Here is an 18,869-nt window from a genome sequence, read left to right on the forward strand (position 1 = left end):
AAGGTGCGGGTGCGGTGGACGGTCAACTCGCGGCACTTCGCGCGAGGCTCACCAACGCGTAGTGAAGGCCTCCTTCCCTACCCTCAGAGTAGGGAAGGAGGCCTTCACTACCGCCTGGGCCGACCTCTCGCGGCGCCGATCCCGCCTGACGTTGCGAAAGCCACTTTCGCAACCTTCAACGTTGCGAAAGTGGCTTTCGCAACCTGCCACCTTTGCCGTACCCCTCAGTACACAGTGGACGCGCCCGCCAGGACGGCGGCTAGAGCCGGTAGATGGTGAGCGCGCTGGGCCGCGACCGGAAGCGGAAGTCGTTGCCGAGCGGGCCGACCTCGCCGTCGGTGGCGACGCGGCGGTTGCCGTTCAGCAGCCTGACGTGCAGCTCCGGCACGTCGAGTTCCTGGTAGACGTGGCTGGCGTTGAGGCTGTTCGTGATGGTGGCGAGGATGAACCGAGCCCGCGAGTACGGCACGTCGGCGCGCAGGTAGCGGACGTCGAGAAGGCCGGTGTCGAGCGCTGGGCGGCGTGAGGGCGCGAAACCCTTCGGCGAGTAGGTGCCGTTGCCGACGAACAGCAGCCAAATGCTGGTGTGTTTGCCGTTGAGGGTCACTTCGAGCGGCTTCGCGCGTCGGAGGGTGCGGGCGAGCGCGATCGCCGCCGACGGCCACTTGGGATGCCGCTTCTGCAGCCTTTCCCGGATCCGGACCATTTCCGGGTAGCCGCCGAGGCTGGCCGTGTTGACGAAGTAGCGGTGGTCGTCGTCGTGGTTGATCTCGACCTCGCCGAGGTCGACGCCGACGGCGTTGCCCGCTTCGGTGGCGGCGTCCGCGTCGGGCATCGAGCGCATGCCGACGTCCCGGGCGAAGTGGTTGAGGGTGCCCGCCGGGATGAGCGCGAGCGGCAGGTCGTGGTCGGCCGCGACGGCGGCCACCGCGGCGACGGTCCCGTCACCGCCGGCGACGCCGAGCGCGCGCACGGTGTTGCCACGGGCGGCGATCTCGTCACAGAGCTGATCGCGCAGGTCACGCTTCGCGTCCGGATACAGGATGGTGGCCTTGGGCCAGGCGAACCGGGCTTCCTCGGTCGGATCCTGGCCGTCGATCCCCGAATGCGGGTTGACCAGGACGAGCATGTCCTCACCGTCGCGCATCTCGGGTGCCTCGGCGGTGTGCGCGGTGCGGCCGGGGACGTCGTCGTTCAGCGGCCACCAGTGCCGCGTCAGCAGGCCGGCGCCGATCCCGATCCCGATCCCCACGCCGACGTCACTGGGCCAGTGGACGCCGGTGTGGACCCGGGAATAGGCCACGGCGGCGGCCAGCGGGGCGAGGGCGGCGCCCGCCTTGGGCGATTCCATCGCGACGGCCGTGACGAAGGCGGCCGCGGACGCCGAGTGCCCGGACGGGAACGACGACGAGGTCGGCCGCCGGACGAGCCGCCGGTGCATCGGCACCTCTTCGGCCGCGGGGCGGCGGCGGGGGAACAGCGGCTTGCCGACCAGGTTCGCCGCCGCGCTGGCTCCGGCGATGGCGGCCACGCCGCGGAGGGCGCCCCGGCGCGTCGGCCCCTTCTTCGCCGCGAGCAGGACCGCGACACACCACCAAAGCTTGGATTTGTCCGCACTTTTGGAGAGCGAGGTGATCACTTCGTCGGCCCTGCTCCTCGGCAGGGCCGCACTCCGTGCCATCAACCGCCGATCGGTCCGTCCGACCTTGCGGAAAGGGCGTTTGAGCTGCTTTAACACGGGTTCCCCACTTCCGGGCCAGGACGTCATGCGCGTGATACCCGATCGGGACGTCCCGCACACCTTTCACCGAATGCAACGTACCGACCGCGTGTCGCCGCCCGAACGGCGCACCTTCAGTGGGTCTTCACCGCCTACTCTGGTGGGATGCAGCGGCGGATCTTTGGCATCGAGACCGAGTTCGGGGTCACGTGCACCTTTCACGGGCAACGCAGGCTCTCCCCGGACGAAGTGGCGCGTTACCTGTTTCGGCGTGTCGTGTCCTGGGGGCGTTCGTCGAACGTCTTCCTGTCGAACGGCTCGCGGCTCTACCTCGACGTGGGTTCCCACCCTGAGTACGCGACGGCCGAATGCGACGACCTCGTCCAGCTCGTCACGCACGACAAGGCGGGGGAGCGGATCCTCGAGGACCTCCTGGTCGACGCCGAGCGTCGGCTGGCGGACGAGGGCATCGGCGGCGACATTTTCCTGTTCAAGAACAACACCGACTCGGCGGGCAACTCCTACGGCTGCCATGAGAACTACCTGGTGACCCGGGCGGGTGAGTTCTCCCGGATCGCCGACGTGCTGCTGCCGTTCCTGGTGACCCGGCAGCTCATCTGCGGCGCCGGCAAGGTGCTGCAGACGCCGCGCGGCGCCGTGTACTGCCTGTCCCAGCGAGCGGAACACATCTGGGAAGGCGTCTCCAGCGCCACCACGCGCTCGCGGCCGATCATCAACACCCGCGACGAGCCGCACGCCGACGCCGAACGCTACCGGCGCCTGCACGTGATCGTCGGCGACTCGAACATGGCCGAGCCGACCACGCTGCTCAAGGTCGGATCGGCGAACCTGGTGCTGGAGATGATCGAAGCGGGCGTCCAGTTCCGCGACTTCACGCTGGACAACCCGATAAGGGCCATCCGCGAGATCAGCCACGACCTCACCGGCCGCCGCCAGGTGCGGCTCGCCGGCGGCCGCGAGGCGTCCGCGCTGGACATCCAGCGCGAGTACCACGCGCGGGCCGTCCAGCACGTCAAGGAGACCGGTTCGTCGCCGCAGTCCGAGCGCGTCGTCGAGCTGTGGGGCCGGGCGCTGGAGGCGGTCGAGCAGCAGGACTTCAGCAAGATCGACACCGAGATCGACTGGGCGATCAAGCACCGCCTGGTCGAGCGCTACCGCAACAAGCACGACCTCGACCTGTCGAGCCCGCGGATCGCGCAGCTCGACCTGGCCTATCACGACATCCGGCGCGGACGGGGCATCTTCGACCTGCTGCAGCGGAAGGGGCTCGTGCGGCGGGTCACCGACGACGGCGAGATCGAGCTGGCCAAGGACACCCCGCCGCAGACCACCCGGGCGAAGCTGCGCGGTGACTTCATCGCCGCCGCGCAGGCCGCCGGGCGTGACTTCACCGTGGACTGGGTGCACCTCAAGCTGAACGACCAGGCGCAGCGGACCGTGCTGTGCAAGGACCCGTTCCGCTCGGTGGACGAACGCGTCGAGCGGCTGATCAGCTCACTCTGATTGGTCCGTGAAGGCCACCTAGAGGGAACCAGAGTCCCTTAAGGTGGCCTTCACGGATCTTCGAGGGAGAGGTGCGCCGATGCGCCGTGCGTTGCTGGTCCTGCTGGGTGCGGTCGTCCCACTGGCGTTCACCGGCGTCGCGCACGCCGCACCGGAATGTCCCGAGCCCAGGTGGACGGAGACTCCGACGGGCACGGGCGCCCAGCTGCGCGGTCTGTCCGCGGTGGATTCCCGGACGGCCTGGGTCAGCGGCAGCAGGGGCACCATCCTGCGCACCACCGACCGCGGCCGCACGTGGAAGCCCGTCGCCCCGGCGGGCACCGAAGCGCTCGACTTCCGGGACATCGAGGCCTTCGACGCCGAGCACGCGGTCGCGCTGTCGATCGGGCCCGGCGACGCGTCCCGGATCTACCGCACCGACGACGGCGGCCAGAGCTGGCGACTGTCCTTCCGGAACAGCGACCCCGCCGCCTTCTACGACTGTGTCGCGTTCTTCGACCACCGGCGCGGTCTCGCGATGAGCGATCCGGTGGACGGCAAGTTCCGGTTGCAGTCCACTTCGGACGGAGGCCGGACGTGGAAACCCGTTCCCACCGAGGGGATGGTCCCGGCGCTCGACGGCGAGTTCGGGTTCGCCGCCAGCGGTCAGTGCCTCACCACGTCGGGCCCGCGCGACGCCTGGATCGCCACCGGTGGCGGCGCTCGCGCACGGGTCCTGCACTCCGGCGACGGCGGGATGACCTGGGAAGCCGCCGACACCCCGCTGCCCAGCGGCGCCTCGGCCGGGGTCTTTTCGGTGACGTTCCGGGATCCGCGGCACGGCGTGGCCATCGGTGGCGACTACGCGGCGCCGAACGCTCCCGGCCCGGCGGTGGCGCTCAGCGCGGACGGGGGGCGCACCTGGCGGACCCCGGCCGAGGCCCCGGTCGGCTACCGCTCCGGCCTGGCGTGGCTGGGGAACACCGTGATCGCCGTCGGCCCCGGCGGGAGCGATCTGAGCCCGGACGGTGGACGGCACTGGAAGTCGTTCGACACCGGATCGTTCGACTCGGTCGACTGTGCTCGCGGCGCGTGCTGGGCGAGCGGGGCCAACGGCAGGGCCGCGCGGCTCGGCACCGCCTAAGCTCGAAGGACCATGACCGCAGAAGCCGAACCAGTCCCGGAGACCACCGACCATCTGGTCGAGGTGCTGAAGGCGCTCGCCAACCCGATCCGCCTCCAGGTGCTCGGGTGGCTGCGCGAACCGGACCGGCACTTCCCGCCGGAGAACGCGATCGCCGACCAGAACGAGGTCGGGGTCTGCGTCAGTCACCTCCAGGCGAAGCTGGGGCTCGCGCAGTCCACGGTGTCGGCGTACATGGCGCTGCTGCAGCGCGCCGGGCTCGTCCGGTCCACCCGGGTGGGCAAGTGGACGCACTATCGCCGTGACGAGCAGCGGATCGCGCAGCTCGTCGACCTGCTGGGACGTTCCATCTGAGCCCGGCCAGGAATAACGTATCGAAAATCTGCGATACTTCGATACGTTAGACTCGACCTGAGGAGAGACTGATGGAACTGGGGCGTTTCGGGATCTGGACGTTCGACTTCGAGGATCAGCCCGCGAGCATGCTCCGGGATTCGGTGCGGGAACTGGACGGTCTCGGCTGGCCCGCGATCTGGATCCCGGAACGGGACGGCCGTGAGGCGCTGACCCACGCCGGATTCCTGCTCGCGTCCACCGAACGCATGGCCGTGGTCAACGGGATCGCGCGGATCGGCTCTCGTGGCGCGCGGTGGGCCCACGGCGCCGCGCTCCTGCTCGCCGACGCGTATCCGGGCAGGCACGTCCTCGGGCTCGGTTTCGGAGGCGCCCAGCCCGGCGTCAAGCCGTTGGAGGCGATGAACGACTACCTCGACGAACTCGACACGGTCACCAGCGCGAACCCGCTGCCCGCTCAGTCGATCCGGCGGCTGTTGGCGGCGTACGGGCCGAAGATGCTCGAACTCGCCCGCGACCGGTCCGAGGGTGCGCACACCTATCACGTGCCGGTGGCGCACACCGCCCAGGCGAGGGAAGTGCTGGGGGAGAAGGCCTTCCTTGGTGTCGAGCACGCCGTGCTGTTCGAAACCGACCCGGGCAAGGCGCGCGCGGCCGCCCGCGAGCATCTGCACCCCTACCTGACGTCGAAGTACAACGTCGCCAAGTACCTCCGGCTCGGCTACACCGAAGCCGACCTCGATGGCGGCCGGGGCAGCGACCGGCTCGTCGACGATCTCGTGTTCTGGGGCGACCTCGACACCGTGACCGCGAAACTGCACGGCCACCTCGACGCCGGCGCCGACCATATCGGCGTCCAGGTCATCGGTGTCGAACCCGGCGAGTCGGCCATGCCGCACTGGCGGCGGCTGGCCGAGTCGCTGCTGCCGAGCTAGCGGACCTGGCCGGTCGGGCGGACCACGATCTCGTTGACGTCGACCGAGGGCGGCTGCTCCAGCGCGAAGAGCACCGCCCTCGCGACGTCGTCGGGGTCCAGTTTCGGCTTGGACTTCGAGTCCTCGGGGATCATCGAGGTGTCGACCAGGCCCGGCTGCACGACGGTGACCCGCACGCCGGTGCCGACGGCCTCCTCGCGGATGGACCCGGCGAGCCCGGTCACCGCCCATTTCGTCGCCGAATAGAGGTTCCCCGGCCGGTGGTAGCGCCCGGCGACGGAACCGGTGAGCACGAGGTGCCCCTTCGATTCCGCCAGTGACGGAAGGGTCGCCCGCGCGGTGAGGGCGGTGCCGTAGACGTTCGTCAGCACCATGTCCCGCCACCGTTCGGGGTCCGCGCCGCCGTCGCCGAAGAACGAGACGACGACGCTCTGTCCCGCGTTGGCGAACACCGCGTCCAGCCGGCCGAAGGTCTTCTTCACCGTCTCGACCGCCGTGGACAGTGATTCCCACTCGGTGACGTCCGCCGCGACCGCGAGGGCGCGATCCTCGCCGAATTCGGCGACGAGCGGCAGTAGCGCCTCGCGGTCGCGGGAGAGCAACGCCAGCCGGAATCCGGCCGCCGCGGCCCGGCGCGCGGTGGCCTCGCCGAGGCCTCGGGACGCGCCGGTGATCAGCAGTACTCGATCGTTCATGACTCCAAACTAGGCGGCGTGTAGCCGTCCCATTCGGGCACCGGTTCGCCGGCGAGTGAAGCGCCGAGCCGGTCGAGGTAGAAGTGCCAGCCCTTGGCGATCTCCGAGGTGTCCCACTCGGGTTTGGGCATCCGGTGCACGAAGTCGAGCACCGTTCCCGTGCCGTGCGGTGTCAGGGTCAGTTCCACTCGCCACGTCGGCTCACCGGTGTTGTGCAGATCCATGACCAGCCGTTTCGGCGGATCGCATTCGCGGATGACGGCGGGACCCGGCTCGGAGCCTTCTTCGGCGGTCATCGACAACATGATCGTGTTGCCGACTCCGGCTTCGCCTGTCCAGGTGCCGATCCAGCGGGCAGTCCGCTCGGATTCCGTGAGCGCCGACCACACGTCGTCGATCGGGTCCGGGTACTCGCGCCGGAGTTCGAGCCGGGTCTCCTCGTTGTCCATGATGCGAAGATAACCGTAGGCTTAATTAAGCGTCAACTTATTCGTTGGTCAGGACCAGACGCCCGCGGAGCCCGCCCTCCGCCAGACGTTCGTGTGCTTTCCCCGCCTCCGCCAACGGCAGGGTGTCCGCGACCCGGAGGGTGAGTTCGCCGTCGTCGACCATGCTCACCAGCCCGGCGAGCGCCGCGCCGTCGGCGGCGATCCAGACGTGCGCGACGTCGATGCCCCGCAACGGAATCGGGGCGGCCCCGGCCGCGAACACGACGAACCGGCCACGGTTCGTCACCGCGTCCAACGCCTCGAGACCGAGCAGTGCCGTGTCGAGTGCCGCGTCGACGCCGCCGGGGATCACCGCCCGCACGCGATCGGCGAGGAAATCGCCGCGCGGCACGAAGATCTCCGCGCCGAACCCGCGAACCAGCGCCTCGTCGGCCGCACCGGCGACCGCCACGACGCGGAAACCCCTCGCCTTCGCCAAGGTCACCGCGTAGCCGCCGACAGCGCCCGCCGCACCGGTCACCAGGACCGTCGCACCCACTGGCAGGCCGAGCAGGTCGAGGGCCTGGACCGCGGTGAGACCGTTCAGCGGCAAGGTCGCGGCCTCCGCGAGGGACGCCGTCCGCGGGGCGGCGGCGATCGCGTCCGCGTCGAGGACGACGAAGTCGGCATAGGTGCCGAGCGCCGCCGACGGCCGGTCCTGCAGCGCGATCACGCTGTCGCCCGCGGCGAACCCGGTGACGCCGTCGCCCACGGCGTCGACCGTCCCGGCGACATCCCAGCCGATGCCGAGCACCTCACGCGGCGGGACGATCCCCGCCTCGGTCAGGAAACCCGAACGGGTCGCGGCGTCGACCGGGTTGACCCCTGCCGCGGCCACCTTCACCCGCACCTGGCCTGGCCCCGGCGTGGGCACCGGGACATCGGCGAATTCCAGGACTTCCGGGCCGCCGAACCGGCGGACCACCACTGCGCGCATCGTTTCTCCTTCAAGGGGATCGTTCCCCGCGAACGTATGGGGAGTTACTCTCCTTCGGGAAGTACGCACCTCGAGGTGCCCAACCCACGCGGAGGTACGCGCACCGTGGTCACGCGCACGGCACAGGAACGCCGGGACGAAGAGAAACGGGCCTACGACGCCTATCTCGCGGCCTGTCCCGCCCGGAAACTGCTCGACGAGGTCTCGGGCAAATGGGTCAGCCTCGTCCTCGTCGCCCTCGGCGACGGACCCCAGCGCTACAGCGACCTCGCGCGCCGGATAGCCGGGGTCAGCCAGAAGATGCTCACGCAGACCCTGCGGACCCTGGAGCGCGACGGCCTCCTGACCCGCACGGTCACCCCGTGCGTGCCGGTCCGGGTGGACTACGAACTGACCGAACTCGGCCGGAGCCTCCGGCAGCTGCTGGCCGGGATCAAGGACTGGGCCGAGACCAGGTTCGACGAGGTCGAGAGCGCCAGGGATCGTTACGACGCGCGATCGGCGGCTGTCACCATCGGGTCGGACGGCGCGGGCTAGGGTAGCCGGGTGTCCACCGCACGCGCCGAACGTCTGGTCAACCTGGTTCTGGCCCTCCTGTCCACCCGGCAGTACCTCACCGCCGAGCGGATCCGGGGCATCGTGCCCGGGTACGCCGACGCGGCCAGCGACGAGGCGTACTTCCGCATGTTCGAGCGCGACAAGACCGAACTGCGCGAACTCGGCATCCCGCTGGAGACCGGCCGCAACTCCGCGTTCGACGCGATCGACGGCTACCGGATCGCGCGCCGCGACTACGAACTCGGCGAGATCGACCTCGCGCCGGACGAGGCGACCGCGGTCGGGCTCGCCGTCCGGCTCTGGGATTCCCCGGAACTGACCGGTGAGGCGCAGGGCGCGCTGGTGAAACTCCGCGCCGCCGGCGTCGAGGTCGACGACCACGCCCCGACCGTCGTGGAACCGCGCGTCCGTGCCGAACCGGCGTTCGGCCCGCTCCTCGCCGCCGTCCAAGCCGGGCAGGCCGTGCGTTTCGAGTACCGCCGCAGCGGTTCGGCCGAGCGCAAGATCCGCACCCTCGAACCGTGGGGCGTGGTGTCGTGGAAGGGCCGCTGGTACGTCGTCGGACACGACAGGGACCGTGGCGCTCCCCGGTGTTTCCGCCTTTCACGCGTGACCGGGAAGGTCGACACCTTCGGGCCGACCGGTGTCGTCGAACGCCCGGAAGGGGTCAACCTGCTGCGGATGGTCTCCGCCAGCAGTGGCGAGGACCCGTCCGCGCCGATCATCGCCAGCGTCTGGGTCGCGGACGGCCGGGCCGCCGGGGTTCGTCGCCGGGGCCGGGTGGTCGGCCGCAGCGATGCCGGGGGAGAAGAAGGCGACCTCGTGGAGATCGAGCTGTACTACCCCGAATCCGCCGCGGACTGGCTCACCGCGCACGGCCCGGACGTCCTCGTTCTCGAACCCGAGGTGCTAGCGAAGTCGGTCTTCAGCCGTCTCGAAGCCATCGCGCACGCCGGCGGTGCCCGATGAGCGCCACCGGACGGATGCCGCGCCTGCTCGCGCTCGTGCCGTACCTCCTCGCCCGGCCGGGCATCAAGATCGACGACGCCGCCCACGACTTCGACGTCACGCCCAAGCAGCTGCGCAAGGACCTCGAACTGCTGTGGATGTGCGGGCTGCCAGGCTACGGCCCTGGTGACCTGATCGACCTGTCCTTCGAGGGCGACACGATCGTCGTCACGCACGACGCCGGGATGAACCGCCCGCTGCGGCTCACCGGCGGCGAGGCGACGGCCATGCTCGTCGCGTTGCGCGCGTTGGCCGAGACGCCCGGGGTGGTCGACGCCGACGCGGTCCGCCGCGCCATCGCGAAGATCGAAGTCGCCGCGGGGCAGGCTCAGCCGTCGGGGATCGTCGTAGGCGGGGGAGTGCGCGAAGGCAAGAAGACCGCCGGGACGCGCGAAGCCGTCCGGGCCGCGCTCACCGCGAAGCGTGCCTTGCGGATCCGGTACTACACCGCGTCGAAGGACGAGATCACCGAACGCACCGTCGATCCCATGCGGCTGCTCATCGTCCAGGCGGTCGGCTACCTCGAAGCGTGGTGCCGCCGCGCCGAGGACGTCCGGCTGTTCCGGCTCGACCGGATCGACGAGCTCACCGTGCTCGACGAACCCGCCGTCCCGCCGGCGCACGCGCGGCCCACTGACATTTCCGATGGTGTTTTCCGCCCGCGTCCCGATCAGCAGGAAGCCGTCCTGGTCCTCGATCCCGACACACGCTGGGTAGCCGAGTACTACCCCTGCGAGGAGCTCGACGAGCTCGACGGCGGGCGGCTGCGCATCCGGATGCGCTACGCCGACGAGTCGTGGATGGTCCGGCTCATCCTCGGGCTGGGCGGAGACGCGCAGGTCGAAAGCCCGGTCGAGCTCGGAGAGGCAGTTCGTCGACGGGCGGCCGACGCACTGGCCCGGGCTCGTCACCTAACGTCAACCTACGAGCAGTAGGGTGACGCCGTGTCGTACCTGCCGAGCATCGCGCTCGCCGTCGCCGGGCTGATCCTGCTCTTTGTTCTGCTAATCAAATTACGCAGAGTCTTGCGCGTGCTCACCCATACGATGAGCATGGTGGCTACGAACACCCGAAAACGGACAGGGCTCCTTCGCGCCCGGTCGGCCGCGCTGCGCGTGGCGATCGCGCGACGACGTGGGCTCGAAGACCGGTAACATCACATACGAGAGATTCGAGAAGGAGGCCGCAAACGATGAACGCGCTGCAGCCGTGGCACATCATCATCCTGGTGCTCGTCGTTGTCCTGCTGTTCGGCGCCAAGAGGCTTCCGGACGCCGCGCGGTCCATCGGCAAGTCCATGAAGATCTTCAAGGCCGAGACCAAGGACATGGCCGGAGACAAGGACAAGGCCGCCGAGACCGAAGAGGTCGAGACCAAGCAGCTGCCGCAGGCCACCACGCCCGCGCCGGCCGCGACCGCGCAGGACAAGCAGGTCGCCGACCTCCAGCGTCAGCTCGACGAGCTCAAGAAGCAGCAGGCCGCCGCGCCCGCTCCGGCCGAGCAGGCGCAGAAGAACGCCAGCTGAGCGATCTTTAGTTAGCCAAGCGGAGCCTGTTCGCGGATGAGCGCGCCGAAGTCGCGGCGCGCTCATGGTGGACCCTGACGAGAACGGACTGTCCAGTGGCGGATTCCGCCTCCGGTGAGGAGCGCCGCGGCACCAAGCGGCGCAAGCGCAGCCGTCGGGCCAACCCCGACGGCACGATGACGCTCATCGAGCACATCTACGAGTTCCGGCGCCGTCTGGGCTTCGCGCTGCTCGCCATCCTGGCGGGCGGGATCATCGGTTTCCTCTGGTTCCAGACCAGGGTGGGCCCGATCCCGTCGCTGGGCGAGATCATGACCGGCCCGTACTGTGGCATCCCGTACGAGCGCAGGCTCGGTGGCAGGATCGACGGCCCCTGTCAGCTGCTCCAGACGGTGCCGTTCGAAGCCTTCATGATCCAGCTGAAGGTCGGTCTCGCCGCGGGCGCGGTCCTGTTCGCCCCGCTGTGGCTCTACCAGATCTGGGCGTTCATCGCGCCCGGTCTCTACTCGAAGGAGCGCAAGTACGCGCTCACCTTCGTCTTCTTCGCGTCGATCCTCTTCGCCGCCGGCGCCGTCCTGGCGTACCTGCTCATCCCGCACGCTCTCGAGCTGCTGATGAACTTCGGTGGAGACCAGTTCATCACCGCCCTCACCGGTGACAAGTACATCTCCTTCATCCTGTCGCTGCTGCTGATCTTCGGCGTCAGTTTCGAACTCCCGCTGTTCGTGGTGATGCTGAACCGCGTCGGCGTCCTGAAGTACCAGACGCTGAAGAAGTGGCGCCGCGGCCTGATCATGGTCGTGTTCGTCTTCGCCGCCTTCGCGACGCCTGGTTCGGATCCGTTCTCGATGCTCGCCCTGGCCGGCGCGCTGGTGGTGCTCCTGGAGCTCTCCATCCAGATCGCGCGCTTCCACGACCGCAAGCTCGACAAGGAACGCGGCACCGAGGGCTGGGACCAGCTCGCCGACGACGAGGCCGCGCCGTTCGACTACACGCCGAGCACCATCGACGAAGAGCCGTCGGCCGCCACGAACGGCAAGCGCACCAGCACCGACGACGTCACCTGAGCCCGGGATGCACGCGGCGCTGGCCGTCCACCCCGCCTCCGGTGACGGGGCCGCGGGACGGCTGATGGAGTCGGTCGCGGCGCGGCTGCGGCCCGTCGTGGACCGGCTCGACGTCCTCGTCGCTCATACGGTCGAAGAATCCCGCGCGCTTATGACCGACTCGCGCGCGGCAGGGCTGGACGTCCTCGTCGTCCTGGGTGGTGACGGGGCGGCGCACCAAGGCGTTCAGTTCTGCGCCGAATCCGGTGTCGCGCTCGGGCTCGTCCCCGCGGGCACCGGCAACGACTTCGCCAGGGCTCTCGGCATCCCCGAACGGCCGCACGCCGCCGCGGATCTCGTCGCCAGGCGGATCGCGGAGGGGAGACGGCGGAGGATCGACCTCGGCCGGGCCGGTGGTGAATGGTTCGCCACGGTGCTGTGTTCGGGTTTCGACGCCCTGGTCACCGAGCGCGCCAACCAGCTGACCTGGCCTCGCGGCCCGCGCCGCTACGACGTCGCGATCCTGGCCGAACTCGCCGCGTTCCGGCCCCGGCCGGTCGTGCTCCGCACGGACGTCGAGACCCTCGAACTCGACGCCACCATGATCGCCGTCGGCAACACCCCGTTCTACGGCGGCGGCATGCCGATCTGCCCCGGCGCGGATCCCGGAGACGGCCTGTTCGACGTCACCGTGGTCGGCGAGGCGACCCGGCGGGACCTTCTTCGCATGCTGCCCGGGGTCCGGTCGGGAGACCACATCGCCCATCCGGCGGTGCGGGTCCTCAAAGCCAGCCAGATCCACCTGGCGGGTAGCGACCTGCCCGTCTACGCCGACGGCGAGCCGCTGGGCAGGCTGCCGCTCGACGTCGCCTGCGTTCCCGGCGCGCTCACCGTCGTCGGGTGAGCCCGGCGTAGTCGCCCGCGCGCCACACCTGCCCGCGGAACGTCTCGGCCGACATGAGCTCGCCGCCCGGGAAGAACACCCCGCCGCAGCGGTGGCAGAACCACGCTCGCCGCCAGTAGTCCAGCGCGTCGGGGATGCCTCGCCGGATCCGCGCGTTGCGCCGCATCCGGAGCACGAACAGGACGGCGAACAAGGCGACCAGCGCGAACGCGCCGACCGGGAAGATCGACGCCCCGACGTACTGCGCGGCCCTGCCGTCGGCGGTCGGCGCGATGTTCTCGTCCAGCACGTCGTTGGCGAAGGCGAGGAACACGAACGCGGGGATCAGCAGCACCAGCGCGAGCGCCAGGAAGCAGCCGCCGCCGCGGGGCACCGGATACGGGTTGAGCGACGCCGCGGTCGCGGTCACCGACACGCCGGTGTGCGCCGTCGCGGTGTAGGCGACGCCGTCGCCCGCCGGGATGGCCCTCATGCCCCCTTGTACGCGGTAGGTCGTCTGCCCGCCCTGGAACACCGCCGGCACACTCTGCACCTGGTCGACCTGCGCGCATTGCGGGCAAGCGATCTCCATGGGGTCCCCTCTCGATCACGGATCCGCCCCTTGGATGACGCGGGGGTGGCGGCCGTTCCCGGGATCGTCACACCGAGTGCGAACTGTCGGTGGCGTATGGAACCCTGACGAAGTGGTCAATAGCCCTTCTCAGACCCCGGCCGAGGCCTACGCGGCCTCCCAGCGCCGCGCTCGATACCCTCAGCTGACCCGCTTCGCGGCGGAATCGTCGTTCGAATTCGACGACTTCCAGGTCCGCGGCTGCGAGGCGCTCGAAGACGGTCACGGCGTGCTCGTCTGCGCGCCCACCGGCGCCGGGAAGACCGTGGTCGGCGAGTTCGCGGTGCACCTCGCCCTCGCCGAAGGCCGCAAATGCTTCTACACGACGCCGATCAAGGCGTTGTCGAACCAGAAGTACGCCGACCTCGTCGGCCGGTACGGGCCCGACGCCGTCGGCCTGCTGACCGGTGACACCTCGATCAACGGCAACGCGCAGGTCGTGGTCATGACCACCGAGGTCCTCCGCAACATGCTGTACGCCGGGTCCTCGACCATCGGCGAGCTCGCGTACGTGGTGATGGACGAGGTCCACTACCTCGCCGACCGGTTCCGCGGCGCCGTCTGGGAAGAGGTCATCCTCCACCTGCCCGAACACGTCCGGGTCGTCGGCCTGTCGGCCACGGTGAGCAACGCCGAGGAGTTCGGCGAATGGCTCGTCGAGGTCCGCGGCGACACCACCGTCGTCGTCGACGAGCACCGTCCCGTTCCGCTGTGGCAGCACATGCTGGTCGGAAACCGGCTGATGGACCTGTTCGCCGGCCAGGAGGAACACGCGCCCGGCGCCGAACTGCGGATCAACCCCAGCCTGCTCCGCCGCACCGAGGAGATCGGCGGACGGTTCGCCCCGGCCGGGTTGCGCGGGCCCAGAGGGCGGCGAGGGGTGCCTTCGCGGATGCCGCGGTACCGGCCGCCGTCCCGCACCGACACGGTCGAGCGGCTGGACAGCGCCGGGCTGCTCCCCGCCATCGTGTTCATCTTCTCCCGCGCCGGTTGCGACGCCGCCGTCGGCCAGTGCGTCCGCTCGGGCCTGCGGCTCAACGGTCCTGAAGAGGTCGAGAAGGTCCGCCGCATCGTCGCCGAGCGCACCAAGGACCTGCCCGAGGGCGACCTCGGCGTCCTCGGTTTCTGGGAATGGCGTGAGGCGCTCGAACGCGGGATCGCCGGGCACCACGCCGGGCTGCTCCCGGCGTTCAAGGAGACCGTCGAGGAGCTGTTCGTCCAGGGCCTCGTGAAGGTCGTCTTCGCCACCGAGACGCTCGCGCTCGGCATCAACATGCCCGCGCGCACCGTCGTGCTGGAACGGCTGGTGAAGTACAACGGCGAGGCGCACGTCGACCTGACACCGGGGGAGTACACGCAGCTCACCGGGCGGGCCGGACGGCGCGGAATCGACGTCGAAGGCCACGCCGTCGTCGCCTGGCAGCCCGGCATCGACCCGAAGCAGGTCGGCGGTCTGGCCTCGACCAGGACGTATCCGCTGCGGTCGTCCTTCCGGCCCGGGTACAACATGGCGGTGAACCTGGTCGCCCAGGTCGGCGCGGAAGAGGCTCGTGACCTGCTGGAGCAGTCGTTCGCGCAGTTCCAGGCCGACCGGTCGGTGGTCGGGACGGCGCGGCGGATCGAGCGGAACAAGGAGGCCCTCCGGGGCTACACCTCGGCCATCACCGGCGATTTCGACCAGATGCTGGAGTACGTCGATCTGCGGGCGAAGATCTCCGCCCGGGAGAAGGCGCTCTCGCGTCAGAACACCTCCGCCCGCCGCGCGGGCACCGCCGAATCGCTGGAGAAGCTCCGCAAGGGAGACGTCATCGCCGTGCCCGCGGGACGGCGCGCCGGGCTGGCGGTCGTCGTCGACCCGGGCCTCGACCCGATCCGCGAGCCGCGGCCCGTCGTGGTCACCGAGGACCGGTGGTCCGGGCCGCTCTCGGTCTCCGACTTCCCGTCGCCGGTCGAGGCGCTGGGCAACATCAAGCTGCCGAAGCACATCGAGCTGCGCTCGCCCAAGACCCGGCGGGACATCGCTTCGAGCCTGCGCAACGCGGGAATCTCCTTGCCCGGCAGGCAAAAGCGCCGCGCCGGGGCCAATGAGGACGGTGAGCTGGCCGCGCTGCGGCGGGCGCTGCGCGCGCATCCGTGCCACGGCCTCGCCGAACGCGAAGCGAACCTGCGCTGGGTCGAGCGGTACCAGCGGCTCACGGCCGAGACCGAGCAACTGGAACGCAAGGTCGCCGCGACCACGCACTCGCTCGCCCGCGCCTTCGACCGCATCCTGCGGCTGCTCGGCGAGCGCGGGTACCTCGGTCCCGAGTCGAAGGGCGACGGCGAGAACCGCGTCACGGAACACGGCAAGCGGCTCACCCGGCTCTACAGCGAGTCCGATCTGCTCGCCGCCGAGTGCATCCGGCACGGCGTCTGGAAGGGCCTGGCGCCCGCAGAACTGGCCGCCGTGGTCTCGACGCTGGTCTTCGAGGCACGCCGGGACACCGCCGGGGAGCCCCGCCTGCCCGCGGGCAAGGTGCTGGACGCCTGGCAGGCGACCACGCGGCTGTGGATGGAGCTCACCGAGGACGAGCGGCGCCACAAACTGGACCGCACCCGCGAACCCGACGCCGGTTTCGCGTGGCCCGTCTACCGGTGGGCACGCGGCGAATCGCTGGAGAAGGTCCTCACCGCCGCCGAGGCGAACGGGCAGGAGCTTTCGGCCGGTGACTTCGTGCGGTGGTCACGGCAGGTCATCGACCTGCTGGACCAGATCCGCGACGTCCTCGGGAAGGCGGATCCGGTCGGAGCGGCGGCCTCGGACGCGGTGAAGGCCTTGCGGCGCGGTGTCGTGGCGGCCGGCGGCGCGTGACCGGTCTCGTGACTTCCTGGGGCCGGCCGCCCCTCGTCGCGTCTGGTGCGGCGAAGGACGCCTTCGGCCCGTCAGATCCCGGCTGCGGTTGGTCGCTGGCCGGAGTCCGTGAAGGCCTCCTTGAGGGAACCAGAGTCCCCAAAGAGGCCTTCACGGACTCGACGATCGCCACGTGCGTCACACCTGCACCAGCAGTCACAAGGGGTTGCGCGTGAAGGCCCCCTTCCCTCGGCTCAGCCGAGAAACTCGACCTTCACACCTTGGCCCGAGTACATGAAGGCCCCCTTCCTGTACCTAGGCGCAAGGAAGGGGGCCTTCATGTACTCGGGAAGGACAGACACCGGCAACGAGGCGTTGGGCTGACCGGCGGAGCGGCCACGCCTCCGGAGTGAGCACGGTCGCGGCGAGTTGCCCCGACACCGGCCGGGAACAGTGGGCAGGGGCGCCGTCCTGTGGTTGGATCGCCCACGACGGCCATGCAGGTCGGCCGGTGACGATGGCGGAACAGGCGGAGGCGAAACGATGAGCACGCCGTATGGCGGCAACGACCCGCAGCAGCAGCCCCAATGGGGGCAGCAGCCGGGCTACGGGCAACAGCCGGGCGGCGCTCAACCGCCGAGCGGCCCGCAGCAGCAACCGCAGTGGGGCCAGCAGCCGCAGTACGACCCGTCGCAGACCCAGCAGCAACAGCCGCAGTGGGGTCAGCAGCCCGCACCTTACGACCCGTCCCAGCAGCAGCCGGGCTACCCGCAGCAGCCGGACCCGTCGCAGACGCAGCAACAGCAGCCGCAGTGGGGCCAGCAACCGCAGTACGGCCAGCAGCCGGGTTACCCGCAGAGCGGGGCCCAGCAGCAGCCGGGATATCCGCAGAGCGGGCCCCAGCAGCAGCCCGGCTACCCCCAGAGCGGCCCGCAGCAGCAGCCGCAGTATGGGCAGCAGCAGCCCGGGCAATACGACTACGGCCAGAGCCAGTTCCCGGGCACCCAGGGCGAGGCGCAGGACAAGCCGAAGTCCAAGAAGGGCCTCTTCATCGGGATCGGCGCGCTCGTGGTGATCATCGCCGCGGTCGGCATCCTCGGCTTCGTCACGCCGGGCTGGTTCAACACCCAGGTGTTCAACAACACGCAGATGCAGACCGACGTGCAGAAGCTGCTCACCGAGACCTACGGGATCAAGGAGATCAGCGCGGTCACCTGCCCCTCCGGCCAGGAGGTCAAGGACGGCGTGAAGTTCACCTGCACCGCCACGATCGAGGGCAAGCCGCAGGAGGTGCCGATCACCGTGAAGGGTGACACCGGCAACTACGAGGTCTCACCGCCCGCCACCAAATAAACGGCGGGCGCCGGACGCGGTCGATCCTGCATGATCGGGTCGTGAGCGACTTCTCAGTGCGGCGGCTGCGGTCCGACGAGGAACGGGCCGCGACGGATCTGTTCAGGCGAGCCTTGCACGCCAAGGAGATGACCGACGAGGAATGGTCGGCCATCGCGCCTTCGATGCAGCCGGATCGCGGGTTCGGCGCGTTCGACCAGGAGCTCATCGGCACCCTCCGGTCCTTCGATTCGGAGGTGACGCTGCCCGGCGGCGGCACCACGCCGCTCGCCGCGGTCAGCCTGGTCGGCGTTCGAGCCGACCGGATCCGCCGTGGCGTGCTGACCGGCTTGATGCGCGCTCAGTTCGAGGATTTCGCCGCCCGGGACGTTCCCGCCGCGATGCTGCACGCGTCCGAAGGGGCCATCTACGGCAGGTTCGGGTACGGCGTCGCCGTGCGGGCGAAGTCGATCTCGGTCGACAAGCGCCGTGCCCGCTTCCGGCCCGAGGCGCCCGTCGGAGGCGAGATCTCCTTGCTGGATCTGGAAAGTACCGTCGAGCAGTGGCCGTCGCTCTTCGACGCGCTACCGCGCACCCGGCCGGGCATGATCGCGCGGAGCCCGCATCTGTGGCCGGGCTACGAGCGGGAACTGCGCCGGGCGACCACGCCGGTCACGACCGCGGTGCACCGCGGTCAGGACGGGGTCGACGGCTACGTCACCTACACCGTCGAGCGGGCGCATTTCGGCGCTGAGACGACCCTGAAGATCCAGTCGTTCCACTACGCGAGTCCCGACGCGTTCGCGGGGTTGTGGCGCTACCTGGTGTCCGTGGACCTGGTCGACGTCATCACCGCCGAGAAGCGGCCGCTCGACGAGCCGGTCGAGTTGCTGTTCACCGACCCGCGGCATGTGACCGTGCAGAAGATCCAGGACGAAGGCTGGCTCCGGCTGGTCGACGTCGCGAGGATGCTCGACGCTCGTACGTACCGGGGCGAGCCGGTCGTCCTCGAGGTCACGGATCCCTTCCTGGACCACAACTCCGGTCGCTACCGCCTGTCCGAGGACGGCGCCGTCCGCACCACCGATCCGGCGGATCTCGAACTGCACGCCGACACGCTGTCGATGGTGTACCTCGGCGGCTGGCGACCGTCGGATCTCGCGGCCGCCGGCCGGGTCCGCGCCACCGGCGCGACCGCACTGGAACGCGCGGACCTGCTGTTCGGCACGCGGGTCGATCCCTGGTGCGGTACCTTCTTCTGACGTTGGATGATCACACCG

Annotated in this window: 19 protein-coding genes; 14 read left to right on the plus strand and 5 right to left on the minus strand. The window is 69.9% G+C overall.

The genetic code is table 11. The annotated features are described in order from the left end of the window. Positions 1-259 precede the first annotated feature (259 nt). Positions 260-1,738, minus strand: a complete 1,479-nt coding sequence (locus ACZ1DY_RS21555; RefSeq protein WP_126731989.1) for a bifunctional phosphatase PAP2/diacylglycerol kinase family protein — start codon at positions 1,736-1,738, stop codon at positions 260-262. Positions 1,739-1,885: 147 nt separating this feature from the next. Here ACZ1DY_RS21555 and pafA point away from each other — a divergent pair, with 147 nt between their 5' ends. From pafA to ACZ1DY_RS21575, 4 genes are all read left to right on the plus strand, one after another. Then, entirely contained in the window at positions 1,886-3,244 is a 1,359-nt protein-coding gene (pafA, locus tag ACZ1DY_RS21560) for a Pup--protein ligase (protein ID WP_126731988.1), read from the plus strand. A gap of 79 nt (positions 3,245-3,323) precedes the next feature. Beyond that, positions 3,324-4,367: a WD40/YVTN/BNR-like repeat-containing protein gene (locus ACZ1DY_RS21565; protein ID WP_465485523.1), complete on the plus strand. Its 1,044-nt coding sequence runs from the start codon at positions 3,324-3,326 to the stop codon at positions 4,365-4,367. Positions 4,368-4,379: 12 nt separating this feature from the next. Then, a complete protein-coding gene (locus ACZ1DY_RS21570) occupies positions 4,380-4,721 on the plus strand; it encodes an ArsR/SmtB family transcription factor (RefSeq protein WP_126731984.1) in 342 nt (113 codons plus the stop codon). A 71-nt stretch (positions 4,722-4,792) separates the two neighbouring features. Continuing rightward, positions 4,793-5,656, plus strand: coding sequence for a TIGR03620 family F420-dependent LLM class oxidoreductase (locus tag ACZ1DY_RS21575; protein ID WP_465485524.1), 864 nt, complete (start codon positions 4,793-4,795; stop codon positions 5,654-5,656). On the opposite strand, the gene ACZ1DY_RS21580 is transcribed toward ACZ1DY_RS21575, so the two are convergent. From ACZ1DY_RS21580 to ACZ1DY_RS21590, 3 genes are read right to left on the minus strand one after another with little or no spacing between them, the layout of a single operon-like run. After that, on the minus strand, positions 5,653-6,351 hold the full coding sequence (locus tag ACZ1DY_RS21580) for an SDR family oxidoreductase (RefSeq protein WP_465485525.1): 699 nt from the start codon (positions 6,349-6,351) through the stop codon (positions 5,653-5,655). The two genes, ACZ1DY_RS21575 and ACZ1DY_RS21580, sit on opposite strands and share 4 nt — an antisense overlap. Beyond that, the gene (locus ACZ1DY_RS21585; RefSeq protein ID WP_465485526.1) at positions 6,348-6,800 is read right to left on the minus strand and encodes an SRPBCC family protein; all 453 of its coding nucleotides are present in this window, start codon (positions 6,798-6,800) and stop codon (positions 6,348-6,350) included. Before ACZ1DY_RS21585 ends, ACZ1DY_RS21580 begins: the two co-directional genes overlap by 4 nt. Before the next feature lie 37 nt (positions 6,801-6,837). After that, positions 6,838-7,776 (minus strand): NADP-dependent oxidoreductase, encoded by a 939-nt coding sequence (locus ACZ1DY_RS21590; RefSeq protein ID WP_465485527.1) that lies wholly within the window; start codon positions 7,774-7,776, stop codon positions 6,838-6,840. A gap of 105 nt (positions 7,777-7,881) precedes the next feature. Between ACZ1DY_RS21590 and ACZ1DY_RS21595 the strand changes: the two genes are divergently transcribed. The 7 genes from ACZ1DY_RS21595 to ACZ1DY_RS21625 all read left to right on the plus strand — a co-directional run bounded on the left by ACZ1DY_RS21595 (position 7,882) and on the right by ACZ1DY_RS21625 (position 12,817). Continuing rightward, positions 7,882-8,313, plus strand: coding sequence for a winged helix-turn-helix transcriptional regulator (locus tag ACZ1DY_RS21595; RefSeq protein WP_257487010.1), 432 nt, complete (start codon positions 7,882-7,884; stop codon positions 8,311-8,313). Positions 8,314-8,322: 9 nt separating this feature from the next. Next, positions 8,323-9,303, plus strand: coding sequence for a helix-turn-helix transcriptional regulator (locus tag ACZ1DY_RS21600; protein WP_126731975.1), 981 nt, complete (start codon positions 8,323-8,325; stop codon positions 9,301-9,303). Next, a complete protein-coding gene (locus ACZ1DY_RS21605; protein ID WP_126731973.1) occupies positions 9,300-10,277 on the plus strand; it encodes a helix-turn-helix transcriptional regulator in 978 nt (325 codons plus the stop codon). Before ACZ1DY_RS21600 ends, ACZ1DY_RS21605 begins: the two co-directional genes overlap by 4 nt. 9 nt (positions 10,278-10,286) lie before the next feature. Further along, positions 10,287-10,496, plus strand: a complete 210-nt coding sequence (locus tag ACZ1DY_RS21610; protein WP_192744404.1) for a bacteriophage holin — start codon at positions 10,287-10,289, stop codon at positions 10,494-10,496. A 38-nt stretch (positions 10,497-10,534) separates the two neighbouring features. After that, complete coding sequence (tatA, locus tag ACZ1DY_RS21615; RefSeq protein WP_044853269.1) at positions 10,535-10,867, plus strand: Sec-independent protein translocase subunit TatA; 333 nt, start codon at positions 10,535-10,537, stop codon at positions 10,865-10,867. 95 nt (positions 10,868-10,962) lie between these two features. After that, the gene (gene tatC, locus ACZ1DY_RS21620; protein WP_257487009.1) at positions 10,963-11,934 is read left to right on the plus strand and encodes a twin-arginine translocase subunit TatC; all 972 of its coding nucleotides are present in this window, start codon (positions 10,963-10,965) and stop codon (positions 11,932-11,934) included. Positions 11,935-11,941: 7 nt separating this feature from the next. After that, positions 11,942-12,817 carry a diacylglycerol/lipid kinase family protein gene (locus ACZ1DY_RS21625; RefSeq protein WP_465485528.1) on the plus strand — a complete coding sequence of 292 codons (876 nt, stop codon included), beginning with the start codon at positions 11,942-11,944 and terminating at the stop codon, positions 12,815-12,817. Here the strand turns inward: ACZ1DY_RS21625 and ACZ1DY_RS21630 are convergent. Next, the gene (locus ACZ1DY_RS21630) at positions 12,801-13,388 is read right to left on the minus strand and encodes a hypothetical protein (protein WP_465485529.1); all 588 of its coding nucleotides are present in this window, start codon (positions 13,386-13,388) and stop codon (positions 12,801-12,803) included. The two genes, ACZ1DY_RS21625 and ACZ1DY_RS21630, sit on opposite strands and share 17 nt — an antisense overlap. A 112-nt stretch (positions 13,389-13,500) precedes the next feature. Between ACZ1DY_RS21630 and ACZ1DY_RS21635 the strand changes: the two genes are divergently transcribed. From ACZ1DY_RS21635 to ACZ1DY_RS21645, 3 genes are all read left to right on the plus strand, one after another. Then, positions 13,501-16,278, plus strand: coding sequence for a DEAD/DEAH box helicase (locus ACZ1DY_RS21635; RefSeq protein WP_257487006.1), 2,778 nt, complete (start codon positions 13,501-13,503; stop codon positions 16,276-16,278). Between the two features lie 522 nt (positions 16,279-16,800). Beyond that, on the plus strand, positions 16,801-17,610 hold the full coding sequence (locus ACZ1DY_RS21640; RefSeq protein ID WP_257487005.1) for a DUF4333 domain-containing protein: 810 nt from the start codon (positions 16,801-16,803) through the stop codon (positions 17,608-17,610). Positions 17,611-17,651: 41 nt separating this feature from the next. Further along, positions 17,652-18,851 (plus strand): GNAT family N-acetyltransferase, encoded by a 1,200-nt coding sequence (locus ACZ1DY_RS21645; protein ID WP_465485530.1) that lies wholly within the window; start codon positions 17,652-17,654, stop codon positions 18,849-18,851. Positions 18,852-18,869 lie beyond the last annotated feature (18 nt).

Source organism: Amycolatopsis sp. PSD-21, from assembly GCF_055561455.1.

What these genes read in the sequence shown, in the direction of transcription:
- pafA (WP_126731988.1), top strand. Translation starts at nt 1,886, where the DNA reads ATGCAGCGGCGGATCTTTGGCATCGAGACCGAGTTCGGGGTCACGTGC.
- ACZ1DY_RS21565 (WP_465485523.1), top strand. Translation starts at nt 3,324, where the DNA reads ATGCGCCGTGCGTTGCTGGTCCTGCTGGGTGCGGTCGTCCCACTGGCG.
- ACZ1DY_RS21570 (WP_126731984.1), top strand. Translation starts at nt 4,380, where the DNA reads ATGACCGCAGAAGCCGAACCAGTCCCGGAGACCACCGACCATCTGGTC.
- ACZ1DY_RS21575 (WP_465485524.1), top strand. Translation starts at nt 4,793, where the DNA reads ATGGAACTGGGGCGTTTCGGGATCTGGACGTTCGACTTCGAGGATCAG.
- ACZ1DY_RS21580 (WP_465485525.1), bottom strand. Translation starts at nt 6,351, where the DNA reads ATGAACGATCGAGTACTGCTGATCACCGGCGCGTCCCGAGGCCTCGGC.
- ACZ1DY_RS21585 (WP_465485526.1), bottom strand. Translation starts at nt 6,800, where the DNA reads ATGGACAACGAGGAGACCCGGCTCGAACTCCGGCGCGAGTACCCGGAC.
- ACZ1DY_RS21590 (WP_465485527.1), bottom strand. Translation starts at nt 7,776, where the DNA reads ATGCGCGCAGTGGTGGTCCGCCGGTTCGGCGGCCCGGAAGTCCTGGAA.
- ACZ1DY_RS21605 (WP_126731973.1), top strand. Translation starts at nt 9,300, where the DNA reads ATGAGCGCCACCGGACGGATGCCGCGCCTGCTCGCGCTCGTGCCGTAC.
- tatA (WP_044853269.1), top strand. Translation starts at nt 10,535, where the DNA reads ATGAACGCGCTGCAGCCGTGGCACATCATCATCCTGGTGCTCGTCGTT.
- ACZ1DY_RS21625 (WP_465485528.1), top strand. Translation starts at nt 11,942, where the DNA reads ATGCACGCGGCGCTGGCCGTCCACCCCGCCTCCGGTGACGGGGCCGCG.
- ACZ1DY_RS21630 (WP_465485529.1), bottom strand. Translation starts at nt 13,388, where the DNA reads ATGGAGATCGCTTGCCCGCAATGCGCGCAGGTCGACCAGGTGCAGAGT.
- ACZ1DY_RS21640 (WP_257487005.1), top strand. Translation starts at nt 16,801, where the DNA reads ATGAGCACGCCGTATGGCGGCAACGACCCGCAGCAGCAGCCCCAATGG.